At 61.6% G+C, this 19,479-nt stretch carries 20 protein-coding genes; 12 read left to right on the plus strand and 8 right to left on the minus strand.

Annotated elements, in window-relative coordinates; translation table 11 throughout:
- Positions 1-315: 315 nt before the first annotated feature.
- From plsY to PH5382_RS08225, 5 genes are read right to left on the minus strand one after another with little or no spacing between them, the layout of a single operon-like run.
- Positions 316-921, minus strand: a complete 606-nt coding sequence (gene plsY, locus PH5382_RS08205) for a glycerol-3-phosphate 1-O-acyltransferase PlsY (RefSeq protein ID WP_058333888.1) — start codon at positions 919-921, stop codon at positions 316-318.
- A gap of 3 nt (positions 922-924) precedes the next feature.
- Positions 925-2,235 (minus strand): dihydroorotase, encoded by a 1,311-nt coding sequence (gene pyrC, locus PH5382_RS08210; RefSeq protein ID WP_058333889.1) that lies wholly within the window; start codon positions 2,233-2,235, stop codon positions 925-927.
- Entirely contained in the window at positions 2,232-2,627 is a 396-nt protein-coding gene (locus tag PH5382_RS08215) for a hypothetical protein (protein WP_058333890.1), read from the minus strand. Before PH5382_RS08215 ends, pyrC begins: the two co-directional genes overlap by 4 nt.
- A gap of 1 nt (position 2,628) precedes the next feature.
- Positions 2,629-3,165, minus strand: a complete 537-nt coding sequence (locus tag PH5382_RS08220; RefSeq protein ID WP_058334044.1) for a hypothetical protein — start codon at positions 3,163-3,165, stop codon at positions 2,629-2,631.
- A gap of 4 nt (positions 3,166-3,169) precedes the next feature.
- Complete coding sequence (locus PH5382_RS08225; RefSeq protein WP_058334045.1) at positions 3,170-4,156, minus strand: aspartate carbamoyltransferase catalytic subunit; 987 nt, start codon at positions 4,154-4,156, stop codon at positions 3,170-3,172.
- A 211-nt stretch (positions 4,157-4,367) separates the two neighbouring features.
- Here PH5382_RS08225 and PH5382_RS08230 point away from each other — a divergent pair, with 211 nt between their 5' ends.
- From PH5382_RS08230 to PH5382_RS08255, 6 genes are all read left to right on the plus strand, one after another.
- On the plus strand, positions 4,368-5,144 hold the full coding sequence (locus PH5382_RS08230; RefSeq protein WP_058333891.1) for a uracil-DNA glycosylase: 777 nt from the start codon (positions 4,368-4,370) through the stop codon (positions 5,142-5,144).
- Between the two features lie 12 nt (positions 5,145-5,156).
- Positions 5,157-5,756 carry a metallophosphoesterase family protein gene (locus PH5382_RS08235; protein WP_058333892.1) on the plus strand — a complete coding sequence of 200 codons (600 nt, stop codon included), beginning with the start codon at positions 5,157-5,159 and terminating at the stop codon, positions 5,754-5,756.
- Complete coding sequence (locus tag PH5382_RS08240; protein ID WP_058333893.1) at positions 5,753-6,085, plus strand: LysE family transporter; 333 nt, start codon at positions 5,753-5,755, stop codon at positions 6,083-6,085. The genes PH5382_RS08235 and PH5382_RS08240 overlap by 4 nt, the downstream gene beginning before the upstream one ends.
- A gap of 8 nt (positions 6,086-6,093) precedes the next feature.
- Positions 6,094-6,636, plus strand: coding sequence for a molybdenum cofactor biosynthesis protein B (gene moaB, locus PH5382_RS08245; protein WP_058333894.1), 543 nt, complete (start codon positions 6,094-6,096; stop codon positions 6,634-6,636).
- Between the two features lie 188 nt (positions 6,637-6,824).
- Complete coding sequence (locus PH5382_RS08250) at positions 6,825-8,306, plus strand: efflux RND transporter periplasmic adaptor subunit (RefSeq protein ID WP_058333895.1); 1,482 nt, start codon at positions 6,825-6,827, stop codon at positions 8,304-8,306.
- A 3-nt stretch (positions 8,307-8,309) separates the two neighbouring features.
- Entirely contained in the window at positions 8,310-11,711 is a 3,402-nt protein-coding gene (locus PH5382_RS08255) for an efflux RND transporter permease subunit (protein ID WP_058333896.1), read from the plus strand.
- Between the two features lie 25 nt (positions 11,712-11,736).
- On the opposite strand, the gene PH5382_RS08260 is transcribed toward PH5382_RS08255, so the two are convergent.
- Together PH5382_RS08260 and PH5382_RS08265 are read right to left on the minus strand one after the other, a co-directional pair.
- Positions 11,737-12,171, minus strand: a complete 435-nt coding sequence (locus PH5382_RS08260) for an NUDIX hydrolase (protein ID WP_058333897.1) — start codon at positions 12,169-12,171, stop codon at positions 11,737-11,739.
- 35 nt (positions 12,172-12,206) lie between these two features.
- Positions 12,207-13,094 carry a protein-disulfide reductase DsbD domain-containing protein gene (locus PH5382_RS08265; RefSeq protein WP_082645608.1) on the minus strand — a complete coding sequence of 296 codons (888 nt, stop codon included), beginning with the start codon at positions 13,092-13,094 and terminating at the stop codon, positions 12,207-12,209.
- Positions 13,095-13,315: 221 nt separating this feature from the next.
- On the opposite strand from PH5382_RS08265, the gene PH5382_RS08270 reads away from it, so the two are divergent.
- Positions 13,316-13,873 (plus strand): YqgE/AlgH family protein, encoded by a 558-nt coding sequence (locus PH5382_RS08270; RefSeq protein WP_058333898.1) that lies wholly within the window; start codon positions 13,316-13,318, stop codon positions 13,871-13,873.
- A gap of 25 nt (positions 13,874-13,898) precedes the next feature.
- On the opposite strand, the gene PH5382_RS08275 is transcribed toward PH5382_RS08270, so the two are convergent.
- On the minus strand, positions 13,899-14,876 hold the full coding sequence (locus PH5382_RS08275; RefSeq protein WP_058333899.1) for an L-threonylcarbamoyladenylate synthase: 978 nt from the start codon (positions 14,874-14,876) through the stop codon (positions 13,899-13,901).
- Between the two features lie 249 nt (positions 14,877-15,125).
- Here PH5382_RS08275 and PH5382_RS08280 point away from each other — a divergent pair, with 249 nt between their 5' ends.
- From PH5382_RS08280 to PH5382_RS08300, 5 genes are all read left to right on the plus strand, one after another.
- Complete coding sequence (locus PH5382_RS08280) at positions 15,126-16,829, plus strand: acyl-CoA dehydrogenase (protein ID WP_058333900.1); 1,704 nt, start codon at positions 15,126-15,128, stop codon at positions 16,827-16,829.
- Between the two features lies 1 nt (position 16,830).
- Positions 16,831-17,877, plus strand: a complete 1,047-nt coding sequence (locus tag PH5382_RS08285; RefSeq protein ID WP_058333901.1) for an MBL fold metallo-hydrolase — start codon at positions 16,831-16,833, stop codon at positions 17,875-17,877.
- A gap of 35 nt (positions 17,878-17,912) precedes the next feature.
- Entirely contained in the window at positions 17,913-18,389 is a 477-nt protein-coding gene (locus PH5382_RS08290) for a DUF6173 family protein (protein WP_058333902.1), read from the plus strand.
- A 187-nt stretch (positions 18,390-18,576) separates the two neighbouring features.
- Positions 18,577-19,179, plus strand: a complete 603-nt coding sequence (locus PH5382_RS19420; RefSeq protein ID WP_231751831.1) for a hypothetical protein — start codon at positions 18,577-18,579, stop codon at positions 19,177-19,179.
- A 142-nt stretch (positions 19,180-19,321) separates the two neighbouring features.
- A complete protein-coding gene (locus tag PH5382_RS08300; RefSeq protein WP_058333904.1) occupies positions 19,322-19,456 on the plus strand; it encodes an aa3-type cytochrome c oxidase subunit IV in 135 nt (44 codons plus the stop codon).
- The last annotated feature ends 23 nt before the right edge of the window (positions 19,457-19,479 follow it).

The raw sequence follows: 19,479 nt of genomic DNA on the forward strand, positions 1-19,479 counted from the left end.
CAGCCCGGTCGTTCCGTGAAAGAGTGGAGCGCAGCGTACGTTGGGCAAGAGCAGCTTAAGCCAAAGGTGTCTAGGCAAGGCCTTCTAGGGGAGAGGCGTTACTGTGTTCGGAGGATGACGGAAAAGCAGAGCTGGACGGGGGGTATGTATTGAGGTCAAAGCCACTTGGTAGCTTATGGTCAACAGACTTGCGGAGACCTGGGCGACAACCGGATCACGGGTTGGCTGCTCAACGGCAGAAGCAGCAGGTGAAATGTCATCGGCCCTTTTGTTTGCTTCTGCCTTGTCTTGCCTATCTATTTACCCTCCTGGCTATCATTTCTGCCCAATGCGCGGTTCGGTCCCGGTGCGCAACCGTGCGATATTGGCGCCATGACGCCAGAAAACGATGGCTGCCAGTAGTGCTGTCAGCGCAATGCTGGTCTCATAGTGCAGCAGATAGGCCCAAAGCGGTGCCGCCAGGGCTGAAATTAAAGCGCTTAGCGACGAAATTCGGCTGACGGCTGCGGTTGCGATCCAGGTCAGGCAACAGGCAATCCCCACGGGCCAGGCCAGCGCGAGCATCAGTCCAAGGAATGTCGCGACCCCCTTGCCGCCTTGAAACCGCAGCCAGACCGGGAAACAATGGCCGAGAAAGGCCATCAACCCGGCCAGTTGCGCCGCATCTTCGCCGGCCAGAAAACGCGCCAGCAGCACCGCCGCCGCGCCCTTGCCGCCATCCAGGATCAGTGTCGCGGCCGCGGCGGCCTTGCTTCCGGTGCGCAACACATTGGTGGTGCCGATATTGCCCGAGCCGATTTCGCGCAGATTGCCCAGCCCCATCGCCTTGGTCAGCACCAGTCCAAAGGGGATAGAGCCCAGCAGATAGCCTATCACGGCCCAAAGCAGCAGGATGGGCAGGGTTGCTTCGATCAGGGGCATTCTTCAGTCTCTCCGATAGACCGGCGTACCGGTGACATAGGTTGCCAGCACCCTGCCTTGCATGCGCTGCCCATCATAGGGGGTATTTTGCGATTTTGACTTCAGCTGGAAGCGGTCCATCACAAAGGGCAGATAGGGGTCAAACAGCACCAGATCGGCAGGTGCGCCAGCTGCAAGCCGACCCGAGGCGAGACCAAGCCGTTTTGCCGGGTTCAGCGCCAACGCGCGAAACAGTACCGGCAGATCCAGTAGGTCAGCATGATACAGGCGCATGGCGGCAGGCAGCAGGGTTTCCAGCGCCACGGCACCGGCGGCGGCTTCCTCGAAAGGCAGGCGTTTGCTTTCTTCATCCTGCGGTGTGTGCATCGACGAAATCGTGTCGATCAGCCCGGTGCGCACCGCTTCGGCCACGGCCAGACGATCCTCTTCCGAGCGCAGTGGCGGTTTCACCTTAAAGAAGGTGCGATAATCCGCCACGTCCAGCTCGTTCAGGGTCAGATGGTGGATCGAGGTGCCAGCCGTGATGTCGAGCCCGTTTGCCTTGGCGCGTTCCAGTGCGGGCAGGGCGCGGGCGGTGGTGATCTGGTCGGCGTGATACTTGGCGCCGGTCATTTCCAGCAGCGCGATGTCACGGTCCAGCCCCATGCGTTCGGCCATGGGCGAAACCGCAGGCAGGCCCCGCAGAGCGGCAAACTTGCCCGAGGTGGCCGCAGCACCTGCACTCAGCAGCGGCTCCTGTGGATGGGCAATCACCAAGGCGCCACAGCTTTTGGCATAGGTCAGCGCGCGGGAGAACACTTTGGTGTCGCTGACCACATGATCGCAGTCGGAAAATGCCACAGCGCCGGCATCCATCAAAAAGCCGATTTCGGTCATCTCGCGCCCGGCGCGCCCCTTGGTCAGGGCGGCCATGGGCAGCACATGCACTGGCGCATCCTCTTGGGCGCGGCGGGTGACAAACTCCAGGGTTTCCGGGCTGTCGATGGCGGGGGCGGTATCGGGGCGGGTGACGATGGTGGTCACACCGCCAGCAGCAGCGGCGAGGCCAGCAGTCTTGTAGCTTTCCTTGTGGCGCTCGCCCGGCTCGCAGACCTTGACGCCAATATCGACAATGCCGGGTGCCAGGCATTTACCGCCGCAGTCGATGATTTCGACGGCGCTGGCATCAATGTTTCGCGCACGAAACAGTTGCGCTGGCTCCGTCCCCTCGGGCAGGGTTTCGGCAATCTTTCCATCCTGAACCAGCAGCGCACCGAGGCTGTCGGTTCCGGCCTCGGGGTTGATCAGGCGGGCGTTGGTAAAAAGAAGGGTCATGCAACGGGCCTTTCGATGGCGTGCTCTAGCGCCGCAACTGTGGTGCCGGGAGAGGACTGGTATTTGATCAGGTGCTTGTCGCCAGTTTTGGTGATCACTTGCACGTAGCTGCCCATGGTTTTGACCGCCTCGATCTGATTTAGCAGCACATGACGCTCGGCAGGACCACTGAGCGCGCCATCTTGAACGCGCCAGACCACGGCCAGCTCCTCGCTCATCATGTACCAGCCGCGCAGGGCAATGGCCGCCAGACCACCAATTGCGCCAGTCCAGACATGCGGGTTACCCATGGCCCAGAGGATCCCCATGCCCGCAGTCATAGCCAGGGCCGCCATCCAGGCATGGGCGCGAATATAAGCGCTGCGATTGGGGTTGAATTCGATCACATCCATCTCAGAACACCACAACAAAAAGCAAGAGTAGGATCAGCCCCATGACCACCGCAAACAGGCTGGCCCCGATACGGCGGGCTTGATCGCGCGCGGCGCGCGGGCTGGTCGGGGCGGCGGAATAGGGCTTGCTGGAGGCGGTCTCGGGCATCGGTGGCGCGCTCCAGTTGATCGCCCGCTCACCGTAGCTGGCAACAAGGGTGATTGGCGCAGCGGGCGTCAGGCGCATCTCGGCCCCGTCAAAGGCGCGCGAGCGCAGCAGCAACACATGGCCCTTGATCGCTTCAAGTTTGGCGCGGTCTGGAGTGATCTCAGCCTCGGCGATGCCGCACCCCTGGATCAGATAGCCCGCCAGCCCCAGCTCTTCGAGATCAGAGATCGGGAAGATTTCCACGTGCTCCAGATCGATCTCGGGGATCCCCAACACCTGAGCGAGCGCTCCGGGTTCGCGCAAGAATTTGGCCTGTTCGGCGGGCATATCCAGATCAAACACCCGGATTACACCGCGCTCGCCCGCCGGGATTTGAATCACATCCGACATCAGATCAACCTGCCGCCGCATCAGAGCGGGATTTGCGCAGATTTTGCGCCAAGAGATCCATTGCCGCCATGCGCACCGCGACGCCCATCTCGACCTGTTCCTGAATGACCGAGCGGTTGATGTCGTCGGCGATGGTGCCGTCGATTTCAACGCCGCGGTTCATCGGCCCGGGATGCATGACGATGGCGTCGGGTTTGGCATGCGACAGCTTTTCGGCGTCCAGCCCATAGCGGTGGAAATACTCGCGCTCAGAGGGGATGAAACCGCCATCCATGCGCTCTTTTTGCAGGCGTAGCATCATCACCACGTCGACGTCTTTCAGGCCTTCGCGCATGTCGTCGTAGATTTCGGCGCCGAATTCGGCAAACTGTCCGGGCACCAGTGTTGGCGGGCCGATCAGACGGATGCGGTTTTCCATCTTGCCCAGCAGGATCAGGTTTGACCGCGCCACCCGGCTATGGGCGACATCGCCGCAGATGGCGATGTTCAGGCGATGCAAACGGCCTTTGGCACGGCGAATTGTCAGGGCGTCGAGTAGCGCCTGCGTCGGGTGCTCGTGGCGGCCATCACCCGCGTTCAGCACGGCGCAATTCACTTTTTGGCTCAGCAGGTCCACCGCGCCGGAATGCGGGTGGCGCACCACCAGCAGATCGGGGTGCATGGCGTTCAGCGTCATCGCGGTATCAATCAGGGTCTCGCCCTTTTTGATCGAGGAGGCCTGCATCGCCATGTTCATCACATCGGCACCCAGTCGTTTGCCGGCGATCTCGAAACTCGCCTGGGTGCGGGTGGAGTTTTCAAAGAACATATTGATCTGGGTGAGTCCCGCCAGCGCATCTGAATGTTTTTCCGGGCGGCGGTTCAGGTCGACATAGCTGTCAGCCAGATCCAGGATCGCGGTGATCTCATGTGGCCTGAGAGACTCGATGCCCAAAAGATGGCGATGGTCAAAGGATGCGGGTGAGATGGGCGCTGAAGTGGGCGACGACATGGGCGATGACATGGGGGCAGGCTCCGCTCTGTTTGTTCGACCTTATAGGCAGCAAGCCCCCAGCGAGCAAGGCACGCTGTGCCATTGATGAACCCCGGAACAGGGGACAGATTGCCGCCCTTTGGATCACAGCTGAGGCCGCAAAAAGAGCGTGAAAATATGCATCCATTAGGGGAGTTCCGCTCGACCGCGCAGCAGGGTAGCTTGGGGCATGGAATCGGCATTGGATTATTGGAGCGCTAAGGCGCTGTTGGAATGGCAGGTGGAGCTTGGCGCCACCGAGGCGCTGTGCGAAGCGCCGGTCAACCGCTATGAGCTGGAAGCCGCTGCGCCGAAGGTGAAAGAGGCGCAAAAGCCCGGCATGCCGCCGCCTGCGCCGCCCAAGCCAAAACCGGTTGATCCGGTAGCCGAGGCGCGCAAAGTGGCCAAATCCGCCCCCGCACTGCCGTCTCTGCGCCAGGCCTTGGCGGATTTCCGGCATTGTGATTTGAAAATGGGCGCGCGCAATTTGGTGTTCAGCGATGGCCAGCCCGGTGCACGGGTGATGGTGATCGGCGAGGCCCCCGGTCGCGACGAGGACCAGCAGGGCAAGCCCTTTGTGGGCCGCGCCGGGCAGATGCTGGACCGGATGCTGGCGGCGATTGATCTGAGCCGCGAACAGAATGTCTATATCACCAATGTCCTGCCCTGGCGGCCGCCGCAGAACCGCGATCCGCTGGCCGAAGAGATCGCCGTGATGGTGCCCTTTCTTGAGCGCCATGTGGAGCTCGCTCAGCCCGATATTCTGGTGCTGATGGGCAATATCAGCTGTCAGGCGGTTCTGGGTAAACGCGGCATCAGTCGGCTGCGTGGTCAGTGGGATCAGGCCTGGGGCAAGCCGGTGATTCCGATGTTCCACCCGGCTTACTTGCTGCGTCAGCCGGAACAGAAACGGGCCGCCTGGGCGGACCTGCTCGAACTGAAGGCGCGCTTGGGCGCGCCAAACTAGGGATATTTCGCGATGAAAATTCTGGCCTTCTCTGACCTGCATCTTTCCGCGGCGTATGCCACAGCACTGGTCACGGCCAGTGCGCAGGCGGATCTGGTGATCGGTGCTGGTGACTTTTGCAACGGGCGTCAGGGGCTGGATCAGGCAATGCAGATGCTCGACGGGATCAAGACGCCCTTTGTCACCGTGCCGGGCAATGCCGAAAGCGCGGATGAGCTGCGAGCTGCCGCTCTGCCGGGCATGACTGTGCTGCATGGTGAGGGGGTTGAGATCGACGGGCTGCAGCTTTTTGGTCTGGGGTATGGCGTGCCGGAAACGCCCTTTGGCGGCTGGTCTTGCGATCTGTCCGAAGCCGAGGCCGATCTCTTGCTGGAGCGCTGCACGCAGGTGGATATTCTGATCAGCCATTCGCCGCCAAAAGGGCAGGGCGACGTGACCTCGCAGGGGCATTCGGTTGGCTCAAAGTCGGTTTTCAAGGCGGTGCAGCGGCTGCAGCCGAAACTGGTGCTGTTTGGCCATGTCCATGATTGCTGGGGCTTTCGCGGTCGCATCGGTCAGTCGCTAACCGCCAATGTCGGCCCCGAGCCAAGCTTTTTCGAGGTGACCCCGTGATCGACCCACTCAGCCTGCTGGCCTTTGTTCCCGCAGCCCTGGCGCTGAACCTCACACCGGGAGCAGATATGATGTTCTGTCTTGGTCAGGGGCTGCGGTCCGGACGGCGCCCGGCGATTGCGGCCAGTGCCGGGATCTCGGTCGGCAGCATGGTGCATGTGGTGCTGGCCTTTGGGGGCTTTGTCATCAACGGTCTGATCGGCATCTTTGCGGGTACGGCGGGGCGACATCTGATCAGCTCGCCTGCGGTGGCCGTTTGGCTGGGGCGTATTTCAGCCGGAATTTTTGCAGGCCTCGCCCTGAGGCTCGCGCTTTTGCAAAAGACATGAGGTCTCCTATGTCACGTATCGACGAAACCATGGAATTCATCCCCGTCCGCATCGCCATTCTCACTGTTTCGGACAGTCGCAGTCTGGAGCAGGACCGGTCGGGGCAGGTGCTGGTGGATCGGCTGCAGGCGGCCGGGCATATTCTGGCGGATCGCAAGATCATGCCGGATGAGCGCGCCGATATCGCTGATCAGCTGCGCGCCTGGATCGCGGATGACGCCATCGATGTGGTGATCTCCACCGGCGGCACCGGCCTTACGGGGCGCGATGTCTCGGTCGAGGCGCATCGCGATGTTTATGAAAAAGAGATCGAGGCCTTTGGCACTGTCTTCACTATCGTGTCGATGAAAAAAATCGGCACCTCGGCGGTGCAGTCGCGCGCCACAGGCGGCGTTGCCGGTGGCACCTACCTGTTTGCGCTGCCCGGAAGCCCTGGTGCCTGCAAGGATGGCTGGGATGAAATCCTGTCGCTGCAGCTGGATTATCGTCACCGGCCCTGCAATTTTGTAGAAATCATGCCACGTTTGACCGAGAAAGAGCGACGGAAGTAATCTTCGCGCGCGTGTAAATCGTCAAGACGAGCACTATGTTCTGAGATGATAGGTGGTTGGCGGCTGCTTTGGCGGTGGCGAAGTCAGCTGTATTTTGACGCCCATTTGCGAAAGATGCGGTCGCGAGTGGTGCGGTGAAACGGATAAGGTAGCGCGGGGCAGGCCCCGGCCACCAAAAAGGATGCGACATGCGCTTTTTGCGGCATAGTTTGACGGGTTTGTTTCTGGCCGCAGTTACGGCGGCGCTCTTGCTGTATGCAGCACAGTTGGTGATTGGCGCGGTGCAGACACGGATGAATGCAGAACCGCGCAAACCTCCGGCGCGTGAACGCGTCTTTGCGGTGCATGTGGTCGAGGCCAGACTGCAGGCCATCGCCCCCGAACTCACCGCCTTTGGTCGTGTTGAAAGCCGTCGCACCCTTGAATTGCGCAGCGCGCAGGGCGGGCGTGTGGTGACCCTGGCCGATAGTTTTCAGGAAGGCGGGGTTGTTCGCGCCGGTGAGCTGCTGGTGCAGATCGACCCGGCTGACGCGCAGGCCGCCCGCGATCAGGCGGCAGCCGACCTGTTGGATGCGCGCGCCGAAGAACGCGACGCGGGGCGCGATCTGATCCTCGCTAATGATGAACTGGAAGCAACCCAGGATCAGGCGCAGCTGCGCGCGCGGGCGCATCAGCGACAACTGGATCTGCAGGCGCGCGGCGTTGGCACCACCGCCGCTGTCGAAGCGGCTGAGTTGACTGCCGTCCAGGCGCGCCAAACGGTGATCTCACGTCGACAGGCCGTCAGCCAGGCCGAGGCCCGCGTCGATCAGGCTGCGACCCGTGTGGCCCGTAGCCGTATCGCACTGGAAATTGCCGAACGTGATCTGGCCGATACCACGCTGCGAGCGACGTTTGATGGCTCTTTGCAGGCGGTGACCCTGGTCGAGGGGCGTCTGGTGTCGGCCAATGAAAAACTGGCCGAGCTGGTGGATCCCGATCTGCTGGAGGCGGTGTTTCGGGTTTCGACCCTGCAATATGCGCGGCTGCTGGATAGCGACGGGCGCCTGATCAAGGCCCCGGTTCGGGTAACACTGGATGCGGCTGGTGCCGGGCTCACGGCGACAGGCACCCTGTCACGCGCCAGCGGGGCGGTAGGCGATGGTCAGACGGGGCGGCTGCTCTATGCCAGTCTGACGCAGGCGCCGGGGTTCAAGCCGGGCGATTTTGTCACCGCAAAGGTGAGCGAGCCGCCGGTCGCTGATGTGGCGCGGGTGCCCGCTTCGGCACTGGGGACGGATGGAACAGTGCTGGTGCTGGGCGCTGAGGACCGGCTGGAGGCGCTGCCGGTCGATCTGGTACGGCGTCAGGGCGACGATGTGTTGATCCGCGGCGCGGGGCTGGCCGGGCGGCAGGTGGTCACTGGCCGCACGCCGCTTTTGGGCGCAGGCATCCGGGTGCGCCCGCTGCTACAGGACGCACAGGCGAAACAACAGCAGGAGTCTGCCGCAGTCTCTGCTGCTGCCGAGATGATCGCGCTGAGCGACGAACGCCGGGCACGGCTGGTGACATTTGTCGAGGCCAATGATCGGCTGCCTGATGCGGTCAAGGCGCGGGTTCTGGCGCAGCTGGCCAAGGCCGAAGTGCCAGTCAAGCTGGTCGATAGGATCGAAACCCGGATGGGGGGCTAACCCATGCGTGATTTGTCCCGGCCAGCGGGTGGCCTGCTCAGCTATTTCACCCGTCACCGCACGGCCGCAAACCTGTTGCTGTTGGTGCTGCTTATTCTGGGCACGGCCTCGATCCCCAATATGCGGGCGCAGTTCTTTCCGGATGTAATCGTCGAAAACGTCTCGGTTGGTGTCACCTGGGAAGGGGCCGGTCCCGAGGACGTGGATGGCGCCATCGTGCAGGCACTGGAGCCCGCCCTTCTCGCTGTTGACGGTGTCGAGGAAAGCACTGCCACCTCGCGCGAAGGGGTGGCCTCAATCCTGCTGGATTTCGAACCCGGTTGGGACATGGCGCGCGCCGCCGATGATGTGCAATCCGCAGTGGACGCCATCACCACCCTGCCCGAAGACGCTGATGATCCCACCGTGCGGCGCGGTGCCTGGCGCGACCGGGTGACGGATGTGGTGATCTCGGGGCCAATTGCCCCGGCGCAGTTGGGGATTTTTGCCGACGAACTTATTGTGCGCCTCTTTGAGGTTGGTGTCACCCGCACCACCATTCGTGGCCTTGCCGCACCGCAAACCCTGGTCGAGGTGCCCTCGGCCAGTCTGATCACCCATGATATTTCGATGAGCGATATCGCCACAGCCATCGCCGCAGAGGTCGACGCGGATCCGGCAGGCGATGTGTCTGGGGCCAATGCCCGGGTGCGCACCGGGCGTGAAAAACGCACCCCGGAAGAGATCGAAGGCATCGTTTTGCGCACCAATGCGGATGGGTCCGTGCTGACCATTGGCGATCTGGCGCGCGTCACCCGCGAGGGTGTGGACCGCAACCGGTCGTATTTTGTTGGCGATAATCCGGCGATGTCGATCCGGGTGGACCGGTCTGATCAGGGCAATGCCATTGCCATTCAGGCCCAGGTTCAGGAGGCGGTCGACAGCCTGCAGGCGAGCCTGCCATCCGGTGTCACCGCAGAACTTATCCGCACCCGCGCCGCAGCGATTTCCGACCGGCTCAATATTCTGATCGACAATGGGTTGATGGGGCTGGGGCTGGTCATGGCGCTGCTGTTTTTGTTCCTCAACAGTCGCATTGCCTTTTGGGTGGCGGCGGGTATTCCGGCGGCGATGTTTGCCGCCGTGGCACTGATGTATGCCGCCGGTATCACCATCAATATGATCAGCCTCTTTGGTTTGATCATCACGCTGGGCATCGTGGTTGATGACGCCATCGTGGTTGGCGAACATGCCGATTTCCGGGTGCGCCGTCTAGGTGAAAGCCCCATGCAGGCGGCGGAAAACGCCGCCCGGCGCATGGCGATGCCGGTCTTTGCCGCAACGCTGACGACGATCATTGCCTTTTTTGGTCTGGTCTCCATCGGGGGGCGCTTTGGCGACCTGATCCGCGACATTCCCTTTACGGTGATCGCGGTACTTGCCGCCTCTTTGGTGGAGTGTTTTCTGATCCTGCCCAACCATATGGCCCATGCGCTGACCCATGCGCAAAAACAGCATTGGTATGACTGGCCCAACCGCATCGTCAATCGCGGCTTTCGCTGGTGCCGGGATCATCTGTTCCGGCCCCTGATGTCCCTGGTGGTGCAGGCGCGCTATGTGGTGCTGGCGGGGGCGCTGACGATCCTGGCCAGCCAGATGGCGCTGTTCATTGGCGGTGATGTGAAATGGCGCTTCTTCAACGCGCCGGAGCGCGGGTCGGTGACGGGCAATTTCGCCATGGCCGAAGGCGCAACCCGCGCCGATACTCTGGCGATGATGCAGGAGATGCAGCGCGCTACCGAAGCCATGGGGGCAGAGTTTGCCGCGCGCCATGCGGGGCCTAATCCGATCCAGTTTGTCATGGCCGAGGTCGGCGGCAATGCCGGGCGGGGCCTGTCCGGTGTTGATGCCAAGGACACCGACCTTTTGGGCGGTATCTCGATCGAGCTGATTGATGCGGATCTGCGCCCGGAATATTCCAGCTTTGCCTTTGTGGCAGAGCTTCAGGAGGAGGTCCGCCGCCATCCGTTGGTCGAAACCGTGTCCTTTCGCAGCTGGCGGTCCGGGCCCGGTGGCGATGCGCTGGATGTGCAGTTCTACGGCGCTGATGTACAGGTGCTTAAGGCCGCATCAGAGGATCTGAAAACCGCCCTGCTGCGCTATCCTGAGGTGTCGGCTGTCGAAGATAACCTCGCCTATGACAAGGAAGAAGTGGTGCTGGAGCTGACGCCGCAGGGCCAGTCGCTGAACTTTACCATCGACAGTCTGGGGCGTGCCCTGCGCGCAAGGCTGAACGGGATCGAAGCCGCGACCTACCCGGATGGGCCACGCAGCGCCGAGATCCGGGTGGAGCTGCCCGAGGATGAGCTGACAGCGGATTTTCTCGAGCGCACCCTGATGCGCACGCCTGCGGGTATCTATGTGCCGCTCGCCGATATTGTCTCGGTCACGCAGCGCACCGGGTTTTCCACGGTGCGGCGCGAAAACGGCATTCGGGTGATCAGTGTCACCGGCGATATTTCCGAGGATGACCCGGCCCGCGCCGAGGCGATTGTCACCACCCTGCGCGACGAAATCCTGCCCGATATCGCCAGCCGCCGTCAGGTGGAATGGCGGCTCAGCGGCCTGAGTGAGCAGGAAAGCGATTTCCTCAATGATGCGCGCAACGGGCTGATCCTGTGCCTGGCCGGGATCTATCTGGTGCTGGCCTGGATCTTTGCCAGCTGGACGCGGCCATTGGTGGTCATGGCAGTCATTCCCTTTGGTCTGGTGGGCACCATTTGGGGCCATTACATGTGGGGTGTTCCGCTGAGCATGTTCACCGTGATCGGCTTGCTGGGCATGACTGGGATCATCATCAACGATTCTATCGTGCTGGTGACAACCATTGACGAATATGCCGAAAATCGCGGGCTGGTGCCTTCGATCATCGACGGCGCGGCGGACCGGTTGCGGCCGGTTATGCTGACAACCCTGACCACGGTGCTGGGGCTGGCGCCGCTGATGTATGAAAGCTCGCAACAGGCGCAGTTTCTAAAACCGACGGTGATCACGCTGGTCTATGGTCTTGGCTTTGGCATGTTCCTGGTGCTGCTGGTGGTGCCGGCGCTGATCGCGATCCAGCAGGATGCCACCCGCCCGCTGGAAGCGCTGCGTCGCGCGCTGCGCAGCACGGCCAAACCGGTGCGCTGGCTGGTGCTTTGCACTGGTACCTTGCAGCTGGGCTGGCTTGCGGCGACGCTGGGCTGGGCCATGGCCACGGGGGTTTTGCACCCTGTCCTGCGGGCCGCGCTGCCCGGACTTGCAGCGATGGATCCGGTGCGCGCCGGTCTGCTCTTGGCGCTGGGCGGGGCTTTGGTGATTGCCGGTCTGGCCTATGCGGTATCGGCGCTGGCCTATGGGGTTCGCAAACAGCGGCAAGTGTGACGAAAGGCCCGCGTTGGCACCCGTGTCAGCGCAGGCGCATCTGCGCCAATCGTGCGACCTCCGCCACCTGATCAATCAGCTCTAGCCCCTGGGTTTCCAGGCTGTCTACAGCAAGCCACCGGGCCGCCAGCGCGTCATCGGCGGGGGCAGGTGTGCCGCTTTCATAGGCGCAAAGCACCGCCGTCAGCAGGTATTGTTTTTGCACCAGACCTGCTGGGTCGCGCAGGATCACGTCGATATTGGTGAGATATTCAATCGCGCGGGCGGTGACGCCGGTCTCTTCGTGCAATTCGCGCACGGCAGCCTGCATGGCGCTTTCGCCCAGCTCGACATGGCCACCGGGAAAGCCCCACCACCCGGCATTGGGCGGGTTTTTACGCTGGATCAGAATGACCTCATCGCGATGACAGACCACGGCGATGGCGCCAAGCACGGGGCGGCTATCCGGCAGAAGGCTCATAGAGGAAGGCTCATTGGTGGCGGCTCATGACTTGCTCACCCGGCGGTGCAGCCGGTGATGTCGACTGCGTGCTTGCTCCCAAGCACGGTGATCCTGAGCTGTGAGCGATCAACCGAGGCGATATTGCCGGAACTCGCGGGCAGGAATTCGGTCTTGGCCACCAGGATCTGACCACTGCGCTTTGCAGATGTCTCACTCGCATACAGATGCGGTGAACCGGGTTCGATCACCGCAACCTCGGTGCCACCGGCGCTTGGCATGGTGATGCGGGCTTCGACCTCGATGCCGTATTTGGTCGGCTTCAGACGGCAGCTGGCGGCGCGCACCCCGGCCTCGCGGGCGGAATAGGGGCGACTGGCGAGGGCTGCGACAATCGCCGGATTGCGCCCGGCCTTGGCGTCCAGCTGGTGGTCAAAGGACAGCTCAGAGGGCACGCAGACATCCTTGCAGATGCCAAGCTCCATCCGGCCCTTTAGGCGCACAGCACGACCAGGCTGCGCCGGTGTGACTTCGATCGGCAGCACCAGCTGATCATGATAGCCAATGGTGCGATAGCCCGAGGTCGAGAAGACTTCGGGAGAGGGCCAGGTCATCGACATCTCGCCAACATTGCGTGAGCCGCGCCAGTTAAAACGGGGCGGGATGCCTGCGTCGCCGGGGGCACGCCAATAGGTCTTCCAGCCATCGGCCAGCGTCAGTCGCAGCGCGCCGATATAGGTGCCATCTGCTGTCACGCCGCCATCGAGAATTTCCACCTCTACCAGCGCATCCGTCCCACTGGGCAAAGCACTTTGAGCCTGCGTGGCGATCGGAAAGGAAAGCCCGGCCAGCGCCGTCAACGCCGTAAATACGGCCCCGGCGATCTGCGTGACAGGACGTTTCGCGGTGCTGGGGCGATGAAGCTGGGTGTGATATTCAGTCATGCAGATATAAATGGGCGCTTGCGGCACAAATGCCAAGTCACGTTCTGGTCAATTTGCATCTAGCACGCGCCCTGCGGTGATCTGTCCATTTATGATTGAGTCCCTTTATGGCTGCCCCCCTTGCACCTTTTTTTGTCGGGCGGCCTGCTGGAAATGCAGCAGCCGGGTTCTTAGGTCAGAAGCTAAGACATACTGGCAGTACAAAAGGGAAAGGTCGCTTTATGAACCTCACCGGAAAACTATTGATCGCAATGCCGGGCATTGGTGATCCGCGTTTTGAGCATTCGGTGATTTTCCTGTGCTCGCATAGTGACGAAGGCGCCATGGGGCTGATCATCAACAAGATCGCGCCAGAGGTGCAGCTTGGCAATCTGCTGGAACAGCTGGAAATTCCGGTGACCGAGGCAGGGGCTGAAAAGCTGGCCATTCGCTTTGGCGGCCCGGTGGAGACCCAGCGCGGTTTTGTGCTGCATTCCCCGGAATACGAATCCAGCGTCAATTCGCTGGCGGTGCCGCCGGGCTATGCCATGACCGCGACCCTGGATATTCTGGAAGACATTGCGCAGGGAAGTGGCCCGGAAAAGATGCTGGTCATGCTGGGCTATGCAGGTTGGGGGCCGGGGCAGCTGGAGGCTGAAATCGTGGCCAATGGCTGGCTGACCACCGAGTGCAGTGATGATTTGATTTTTGATACTGCTGATGGTGATAAATGGGGCGCAGCGCTTGGCGCCATGGGGATTGATCCGCTGTCTTTGTCGGCCAGTGCCGGCACGGCCTGATACCGCCTGATTTGGCGCAAGTGATCTAGTTACGCGGTGCGGCGGCGCGCCTGAGCCTGTCATTGATGGCAAGGCCCAGCCCGGTTTCAGGAATTGGCGCAACGGCAATGGGCTGGTTAAGTGCGTCCAGCCGGTGCAGATGTCCAAAGAGGTTGGCCGCGGCCTCTGCCAGATCGCCGGTTTCGGACAGGGTGAGGTCGCAGGCGCGGGCGCCACTGTAGCGGCCAAATCCCAGGTAGCATTCGCCCGCGCGCGCAGAGGTGGCATTGAGCCGGACCCGGGCCTGTGGCGCGTAATGTGACAACAGCTGACCGGGCGCTGTCAGGGGATCTTTGATATCGCGACTGGCCAGGGGCTGGCCCAGAACGGCCTCGATCTCTTCGGTGGCGAGGCCACCGGGGCGCAGCAGAACTGCCAGCCCATTAGTTGCCAGCCCGATTATGGTGGATTCAACACCAACGTCACAGGCACCATCATCAAGGATCGCGGCAATGCGCCCATCAAGCCCGGCCCGCACATGGGCAGCAGTGGTCGGGCTGATGCGTCCGGAGGGATTGGCCGAGGGGGCCGCCACCGGACCATCAAAAGCAGCCAGCAGTTTTTGCGCGCAGGGATGGGCGGGAACCCGCACGGCCAGCGTGTCCAACCCGGCTGTCACCAGATCTGAAATGCCATGATCCGGGGCCAGTGGCAGCACCAGTGTCAGCGGTCCCGGCCAGAAGGCGCGGGCCAGAAGCTCTGCCTGGTCAGACCAGATGACGTGACGTTTTGCGGCCTCAATCGAGGCCACATGGGCAATCAGCGGGTTGAAGCTGGGACGTCCTTTGGCGGCATAAATCGCCGCCACGGCCGCCCCCTGCCGCGCATCCGCACCCAGGCCATAGACGGTCTCTGTTGGGAAAGACACCAATTCTCCGGCGCGCAGCAGGTCTGCGGCGCGGGCCAGCCCCTGCGGCGTCGCAGAGAGCATTTCTGTGGCTTTTGGGGCGGTGTTCTGGGGCATTTACGGTGACGCGGCGTTTTGGTTGATTGCAATGTGGGTGCGGTTAGGTAATCGGACAGAGCCCGAAATATATCGGGCCTCAGACATACTGGGCCTCAATGGGAATGCCAAGTCCGGCAAGCCCTCGTCTGGCCCGTGAATTCTGAGCCCATGGATCTGTGTCTTTAGATCTGAGCCAAGAAGCTGCGCCTGTGAAACTGCGCCGTGAGAATCCACAAGGCCGCAAGCCAGGCCAGCAAGAGGACCCCTATGACCTTCCGTGCCCCCGTTTCCGAGTTTGAATTCCTCTTGAAGACCGTGATTGGCTTTGACCAGATCGCCGCCACTGACCGGTTCAGTGAAGCCTCCGAGGATGTTGTCAGCGCAATTCTGACCGAAGCAGGCAAGCTGTGCGACGAGGTGATGGCACCGCTGCAGCGCGCAGGGGATCTGACCCCGGCGGCGCTGGAGAACGGCGTGGTGCGAACCTCGCCCGGGTTTGGCGCTGGCTTTCAGGCGATTGCGGATGGCGGCTGGATCGGCATGAGTGCCCCGGCTGAGTTTGGCGGCATGGCGCTGCCGATGACGCTGACCTCGGCGGTGAACGAGATGATGTCGGGCGCGTGTCTTTCGCTGCAATTGGCACCGCTGATGAGCCAGGGCCAGATCGAAGCGCTGGAACATCACGCCAGTGATGCGCTGAAAGAGCTGTATCTGCCCAAGCTGATTTCCGGCGAATGGTCCGGTACCATGAACCTGACAGAACCACAGGCGGGGTCGGATGTTGGCGCGCTGAGCTCTAAGGCGGAACCCAATGGCGATGGCACATTTGCCATCAGCGGCCAGAAGATCTTTATTTCCTGGGGTGACAATGATTTTGCCGAAAACGTCTGCCATCTGGTGCTGGCGCGGCTGCCCGATGGTAAGCCGGGAACCAAGGGGATCTCGCTGTTTCTGGTGCCGAAGTTCCTGCCCACCGACGCGGGTAAACCGGGTGCGGCCAACAGCCTCGGCGTGGTGAGCCTGGAACATAAGATGGGCCTGCATGGCAGCCCCACCTGTGTGATGCAGTTTGATGGCGCGACGGGCTGGCTGGTCGGCCCCGAACATGGCGGCATGGCAGCGATGTTCACCATGATGAACAATGCACGTCTTGGTGTCGGTGGGCAGGGCGTTGGCGTTGGTGAAGGTGCCTATCAGCAGGCGCTTGGCTATGCGCTGGAACGCAAACAGGGCAAATCTGCCTCGGGTGTGATCGCGGATCATGCAGATGTGCGCCGGATGTTGATGGAGATGAAGGCGGATGTTTACGCGGCGCGCGCCATTCTGCTGGCCTGTGCCCATGCTACGGATATGCAGACTGCTACCGGTGCGGAGGAGTGGAAATCCCGCGCAGCCTTTCTGACGCCGATCGCCAAGGCCTTTGGCACCGATACTGGTATTCGCGTAGCGGATATGGGGGTGCAGGTGCACGGCGGCATGGGTTTCATTGAGGAAACCGGTGCGGCGCAATTCCTGCGTGATGTGCGGGTGACCTCGATCTACGAGGGCACCAATGGCATTCAGGCGATGGATCTGGTGGCGCGCAAGATGATGGACGGCGGCGATATGGCCAACCGCATCATTGATGAAATTGAAGAGCAGGCCGAACGCGCCCGCGCGACCCATCCGAATATGGGCGAAGCCGTCTGGCAGGCCTGCGAGTCTCTGCGCGAAACCACTGAATGGCTGGTCGCACAGGGGGATATGCAGGACCGTTTTGCAGGAGCGGTGCCCTATCTGCGCGCCTTCGCGCGGGTTCTGGGCGGCCACTACCACCTGTCGGCGGCGATTGCCGACAAGGGCGGAGCGCGCGAAAAACTGGCGCGGTTCTACATCAAACGGATGCTGCCGGAACATGCGGGCCTTTTGACCCATGTGCAGGAAGGGGCCGCTGGCACCCTGGCGCTGACCCTAGAAGAGATGGCAAGCTAATATGGCAAGTGTTCCCGAAGTCGGCCCCCGTACGCCCTGGACCGAGCCGCCCGCGCTGGGCGAGGCGATTGAGGTGGCAGAAGGCGTGTTGTGGATGCGCCAGCCACTGCCGATGAAGCTGGATCACGTCAATATCTATGCGCTGGACGAAGGTGATAGCTGGACCGTCATCGACACTGGCTTCAACACCCGCAAAAGCCGCGAGATCTGGGAGAGCCTGATGGCGGGCCCGCTGAAGGGCAAGCCTGTGTCGCGCGTGGTGGGAACGCACCATCACCCCGACCACATTGGCCTTGCGGGTTGGTTTCAGTCGGAACATGGCGCAGAACTTGTCACCAGCCGCACCGCCTGGCTCTTTGCCCGCATGCTGACGCTGGATGTGCAGGACAACTGGCCGGAAGAGACACTGGCCTATTACCGCTCTGCCGGGATGGCCGCTGATATCTATGAAAAGCGCGTGGCTGATCGCCCGTTCAATTTTGCCGATACGGTCTATCCGATGCCGCTGGGATTCACCCGTGTGCAACAGGGCGATACCTTCCGTATGGGCGGGCGTGACTGGGATGTGCATATGGGCAATGGTCATGCGCCGGAACACGCCACCTTTTGGAGCCGCGATGACAATCTGGTGATCACCGGCGACCAGATCCTGGCCTCTATCAGCCCCAATATCGGGGTCTACGCGACCGAACCGATGGCGGATCCGCTGGGCGAATGGCTGGAGGCCTGCGAACGGCTGGCGCCCTTGGCGCGCCCGGAACACCTTGCTTTGGGGGGACATAAACTGCCGTTCACCCGCCTTCCGCTGCGCATGCGGCAGCTGATCGACAACCATCACGGCGCATTGGACCGTCTGATGAATCATCTGGACGCGCCCCGTACAGCTGCGGATTGTTTTGCGCCGCTGTTCAAGCGTAAGATTGGCGAAGGGGAATATGGGCTTGCACTGGTCGAGGCGGTGGCCCATGTCAATCATCTGTACCACACAGACCGCGTCAGCCGCGTTAGGCGCGACGACGGGGCTTGGCTGTACCAACGCAAAGACTAGGCACCGGGGGCACGCCTCCGGCAAGGGGAGTGCCCATGGACAACAAGATTTCAACCAGCGCTGAGGCGATCGAGGCGGCAATTCTGCCCCGCGTCCATGAGGTGCATTCCGACCCTGAGGCCGGTGCGGGCCTGACTGAGGTTCCGAAAAAGCTGCAGCAGTCCGACGAGGCCAAAAGCGAGGCGCGCTGGGCCTATGAGCGGCTGATCCTCTATATCCAGAATTTTGAAAAGCAACTGGACGCAGAACATGAAGTCGCCATGGGCTTTGTTGGTGGCGACGCCGGGGTTCTCCGGATTGAGGGTATGGGCTATTTTGACCCGGACATCGTGACCTTTTATGGCACCGAAGGTTCTGGTGCAAAGACACAGCTGGTGCAGCATGTCAGCCAGATGAACGTGATGCTGCGTGCTCTGCCCAAGGGCAAACCAGAAGCGCCTGCCAATCGCATCGGTTTTCGTCTGGCCAGTGACCTGACGGGTGAGACCGAAGAAACTCCGGCTCAGGACTAAGACCGGCTCAGGACTAAGTCTGGGGCCAGACTGGCACCTGCCAAGTGACAAGAGGCGAGATTTGCCAGACCCAGTGCTTTCAGACCCAGTGCTTTCAGATTCTGTGCTTCCAGACCCTGTTTTGCCAAACCTTGCCGAGACACCGCGCACCGCCTTTCGGACCCGAAACCGGATCCGGGGGCGGTGTTTGTCTTTTTGGGTTCTGTCTGGCGTCGCCTTGCAGCTGGTGTTGCTGCCTGAAAACCTGTCGGCGCAGCACTCAGAGGCAATCCCAGAAGCACCGGCGACATCGATGATGGACCGGTTCGAACTGGATCAGTGGGGCCGGTTCTGGGAGCTGATGGCACATGAACGCTTGCTGGCTGTGATCGCAGCACCCAAGAACACGCTGTCCCCCTTCACCTCGGATGGCTGCAGCGGCGGATTTTCCTCTAGCTGGGAACAGATCGCGGGTTATTGGCCGGGCTTTGCCGACCGCTATCAACAAGAGCCGCCGTTTGAGAGCTGCTGCATCACCCATGACCGGGCCTACCATGATACCACCGGCGCCGCAGATGCAGCCTACAGCTACGGCGCGCGGCTGCGGGCTGACCGGGAGCTGCGCCACTGCGTCTGGCAGACGGCACAGGACCAGCGCGCCGAATTGGCCAGGCTTTACAGTGTCTCGGAGGAGGTGCTGGAGTTGGGCTTTGGCCAGCTTGGCTGGGCGATGTTTTACGCGGTGCGATTCGGCGGCCAACCCTGTTCTGGCCTGTCCTGGCGCTGGGGATATGGCTATCCGGACTGCTGAAACGGCTCAAACGCGCAGCAAAGATGTGGCCATATGTAGTCGGCTCAGGATTTTGCTGCCCCTGTGCGGCAATGACGTGGTGACAGCTAATTTGAAATCCAGTATCCATCTTAGAAATCTACGCGAATAGGACGACCTAATTATGGCTGATCACAAACACGGCACCATGGATATCACTGTTCAGGAAGACACCTACGAAGGTTTCATCCGCTTCACCACGCGCTTTACCATCTTCCTGATCGTTCTCGCGCTGTTCCTTGCTATTTTCGCAACCTGATAGCTGCAAATGAAACTGGGAAG

This window comes from Phaeobacter sp. CECT 5382, assembly GCF_001457775.1.
Taxonomy (GTDB): Bacteria; Pseudomonadota; Alphaproteobacteria; order Rhodobacterales; family Rhodobacteraceae; genus Pseudophaeobacter.

What these genes read in the sequence shown, in the direction of transcription:
- plsY (WP_058333888.1), bottom strand. Translation starts at nt 921, where the DNA reads ATGCCCCTGATCGAAGCAACCCTGCCCATCCTGCTGCTTTGGGCCGTG.
- pyrC (WP_058333889.1), bottom strand. Translation starts at nt 2,235, where the DNA reads ATGACCCTTCTTTTTACCAACGCCCGCCTGATCAACCCCGAGGCCGGA.
- PH5382_RS08215 (WP_058333890.1), bottom strand. Translation starts at nt 2,627, where the DNA reads ATGGATGTGATCGAATTCAACCCCAATCGCAGCGCTTATATTCGCGCC.
- PH5382_RS08220 (WP_058334044.1), bottom strand. Translation starts at nt 3,165, where the DNA reads ATGTCGGATGTGATTCAAATCCCGGCGGGCGAGCGCGGTGTAATCCGG.
- PH5382_RS08225 (WP_058334045.1), bottom strand. Translation starts at nt 4,156, where the DNA reads ATGTCGTCGCCCACTTCAGCGCCCATCTCACCCGCATCCTTTGACCAT.
- PH5382_RS08230 (WP_058333891.1), top strand. Translation starts at nt 4,368, where the DNA reads ATGGAATCGGCATTGGATTATTGGAGCGCTAAGGCGCTGTTGGAATGG.
- PH5382_RS08235 (WP_058333892.1), top strand. Translation starts at nt 5,157, where the DNA reads ATGAAAATTCTGGCCTTCTCTGACCTGCATCTTTCCGCGGCGTATGCC.
- moaB (WP_058333894.1), top strand. Translation starts at nt 6,094, where the DNA reads ATGTCACGTATCGACGAAACCATGGAATTCATCCCCGTCCGCATCGCC.
- PH5382_RS08250 (WP_058333895.1), top strand. Translation starts at nt 6,825, where the DNA reads ATGCGCTTTTTGCGGCATAGTTTGACGGGTTTGTTTCTGGCCGCAGTT.
- PH5382_RS08255 (WP_058333896.1), top strand. Translation starts at nt 8,310, where the DNA reads ATGCGTGATTTGTCCCGGCCAGCGGGTGGCCTGCTCAGCTATTTCACC.
- PH5382_RS08260 (WP_058333897.1), bottom strand. Translation starts at nt 12,171, where the DNA reads ATGAGCCTTCTGCCGGATAGCCGCCCCGTGCTTGGCGCCATCGCCGTG.
- PH5382_RS08265 (WP_082645608.1), bottom strand. Translation starts at nt 13,094, where the DNA reads ATGACTGAATATCACACCCAGCTTCATCGCCCCAGCACCGCGAAACGT.
- PH5382_RS08270 (WP_058333898.1), top strand. Translation starts at nt 13,316, where the DNA reads ATGAACCTCACCGGAAAACTATTGATCGCAATGCCGGGCATTGGTGAT.
- PH5382_RS08275 (WP_058333899.1), bottom strand. Translation starts at nt 14,876, where the DNA reads ATGCCCCAGAACACCGCCCCAAAAGCCACAGAAATGCTCTCTGCGACG.
- PH5382_RS08280 (WP_058333900.1), top strand. Translation starts at nt 15,126, where the DNA reads ATGACCTTCCGTGCCCCCGTTTCCGAGTTTGAATTCCTCTTGAAGACC.
- PH5382_RS08285 (WP_058333901.1), top strand. Translation starts at nt 16,831, where the DNA reads ATGGCAAGTGTTCCCGAAGTCGGCCCCCGTACGCCCTGGACCGAGCCG.
- PH5382_RS08290 (WP_058333902.1), top strand. Translation starts at nt 17,913, where the DNA reads ATGGACAACAAGATTTCAACCAGCGCTGAGGCGATCGAGGCGGCAATT.
- PH5382_RS08300 (WP_058333904.1), top strand. Translation starts at nt 19,322, where the DNA reads ATGGCTGATCACAAACACGGCACCATGGATATCACTGTTCAGGAAGAC.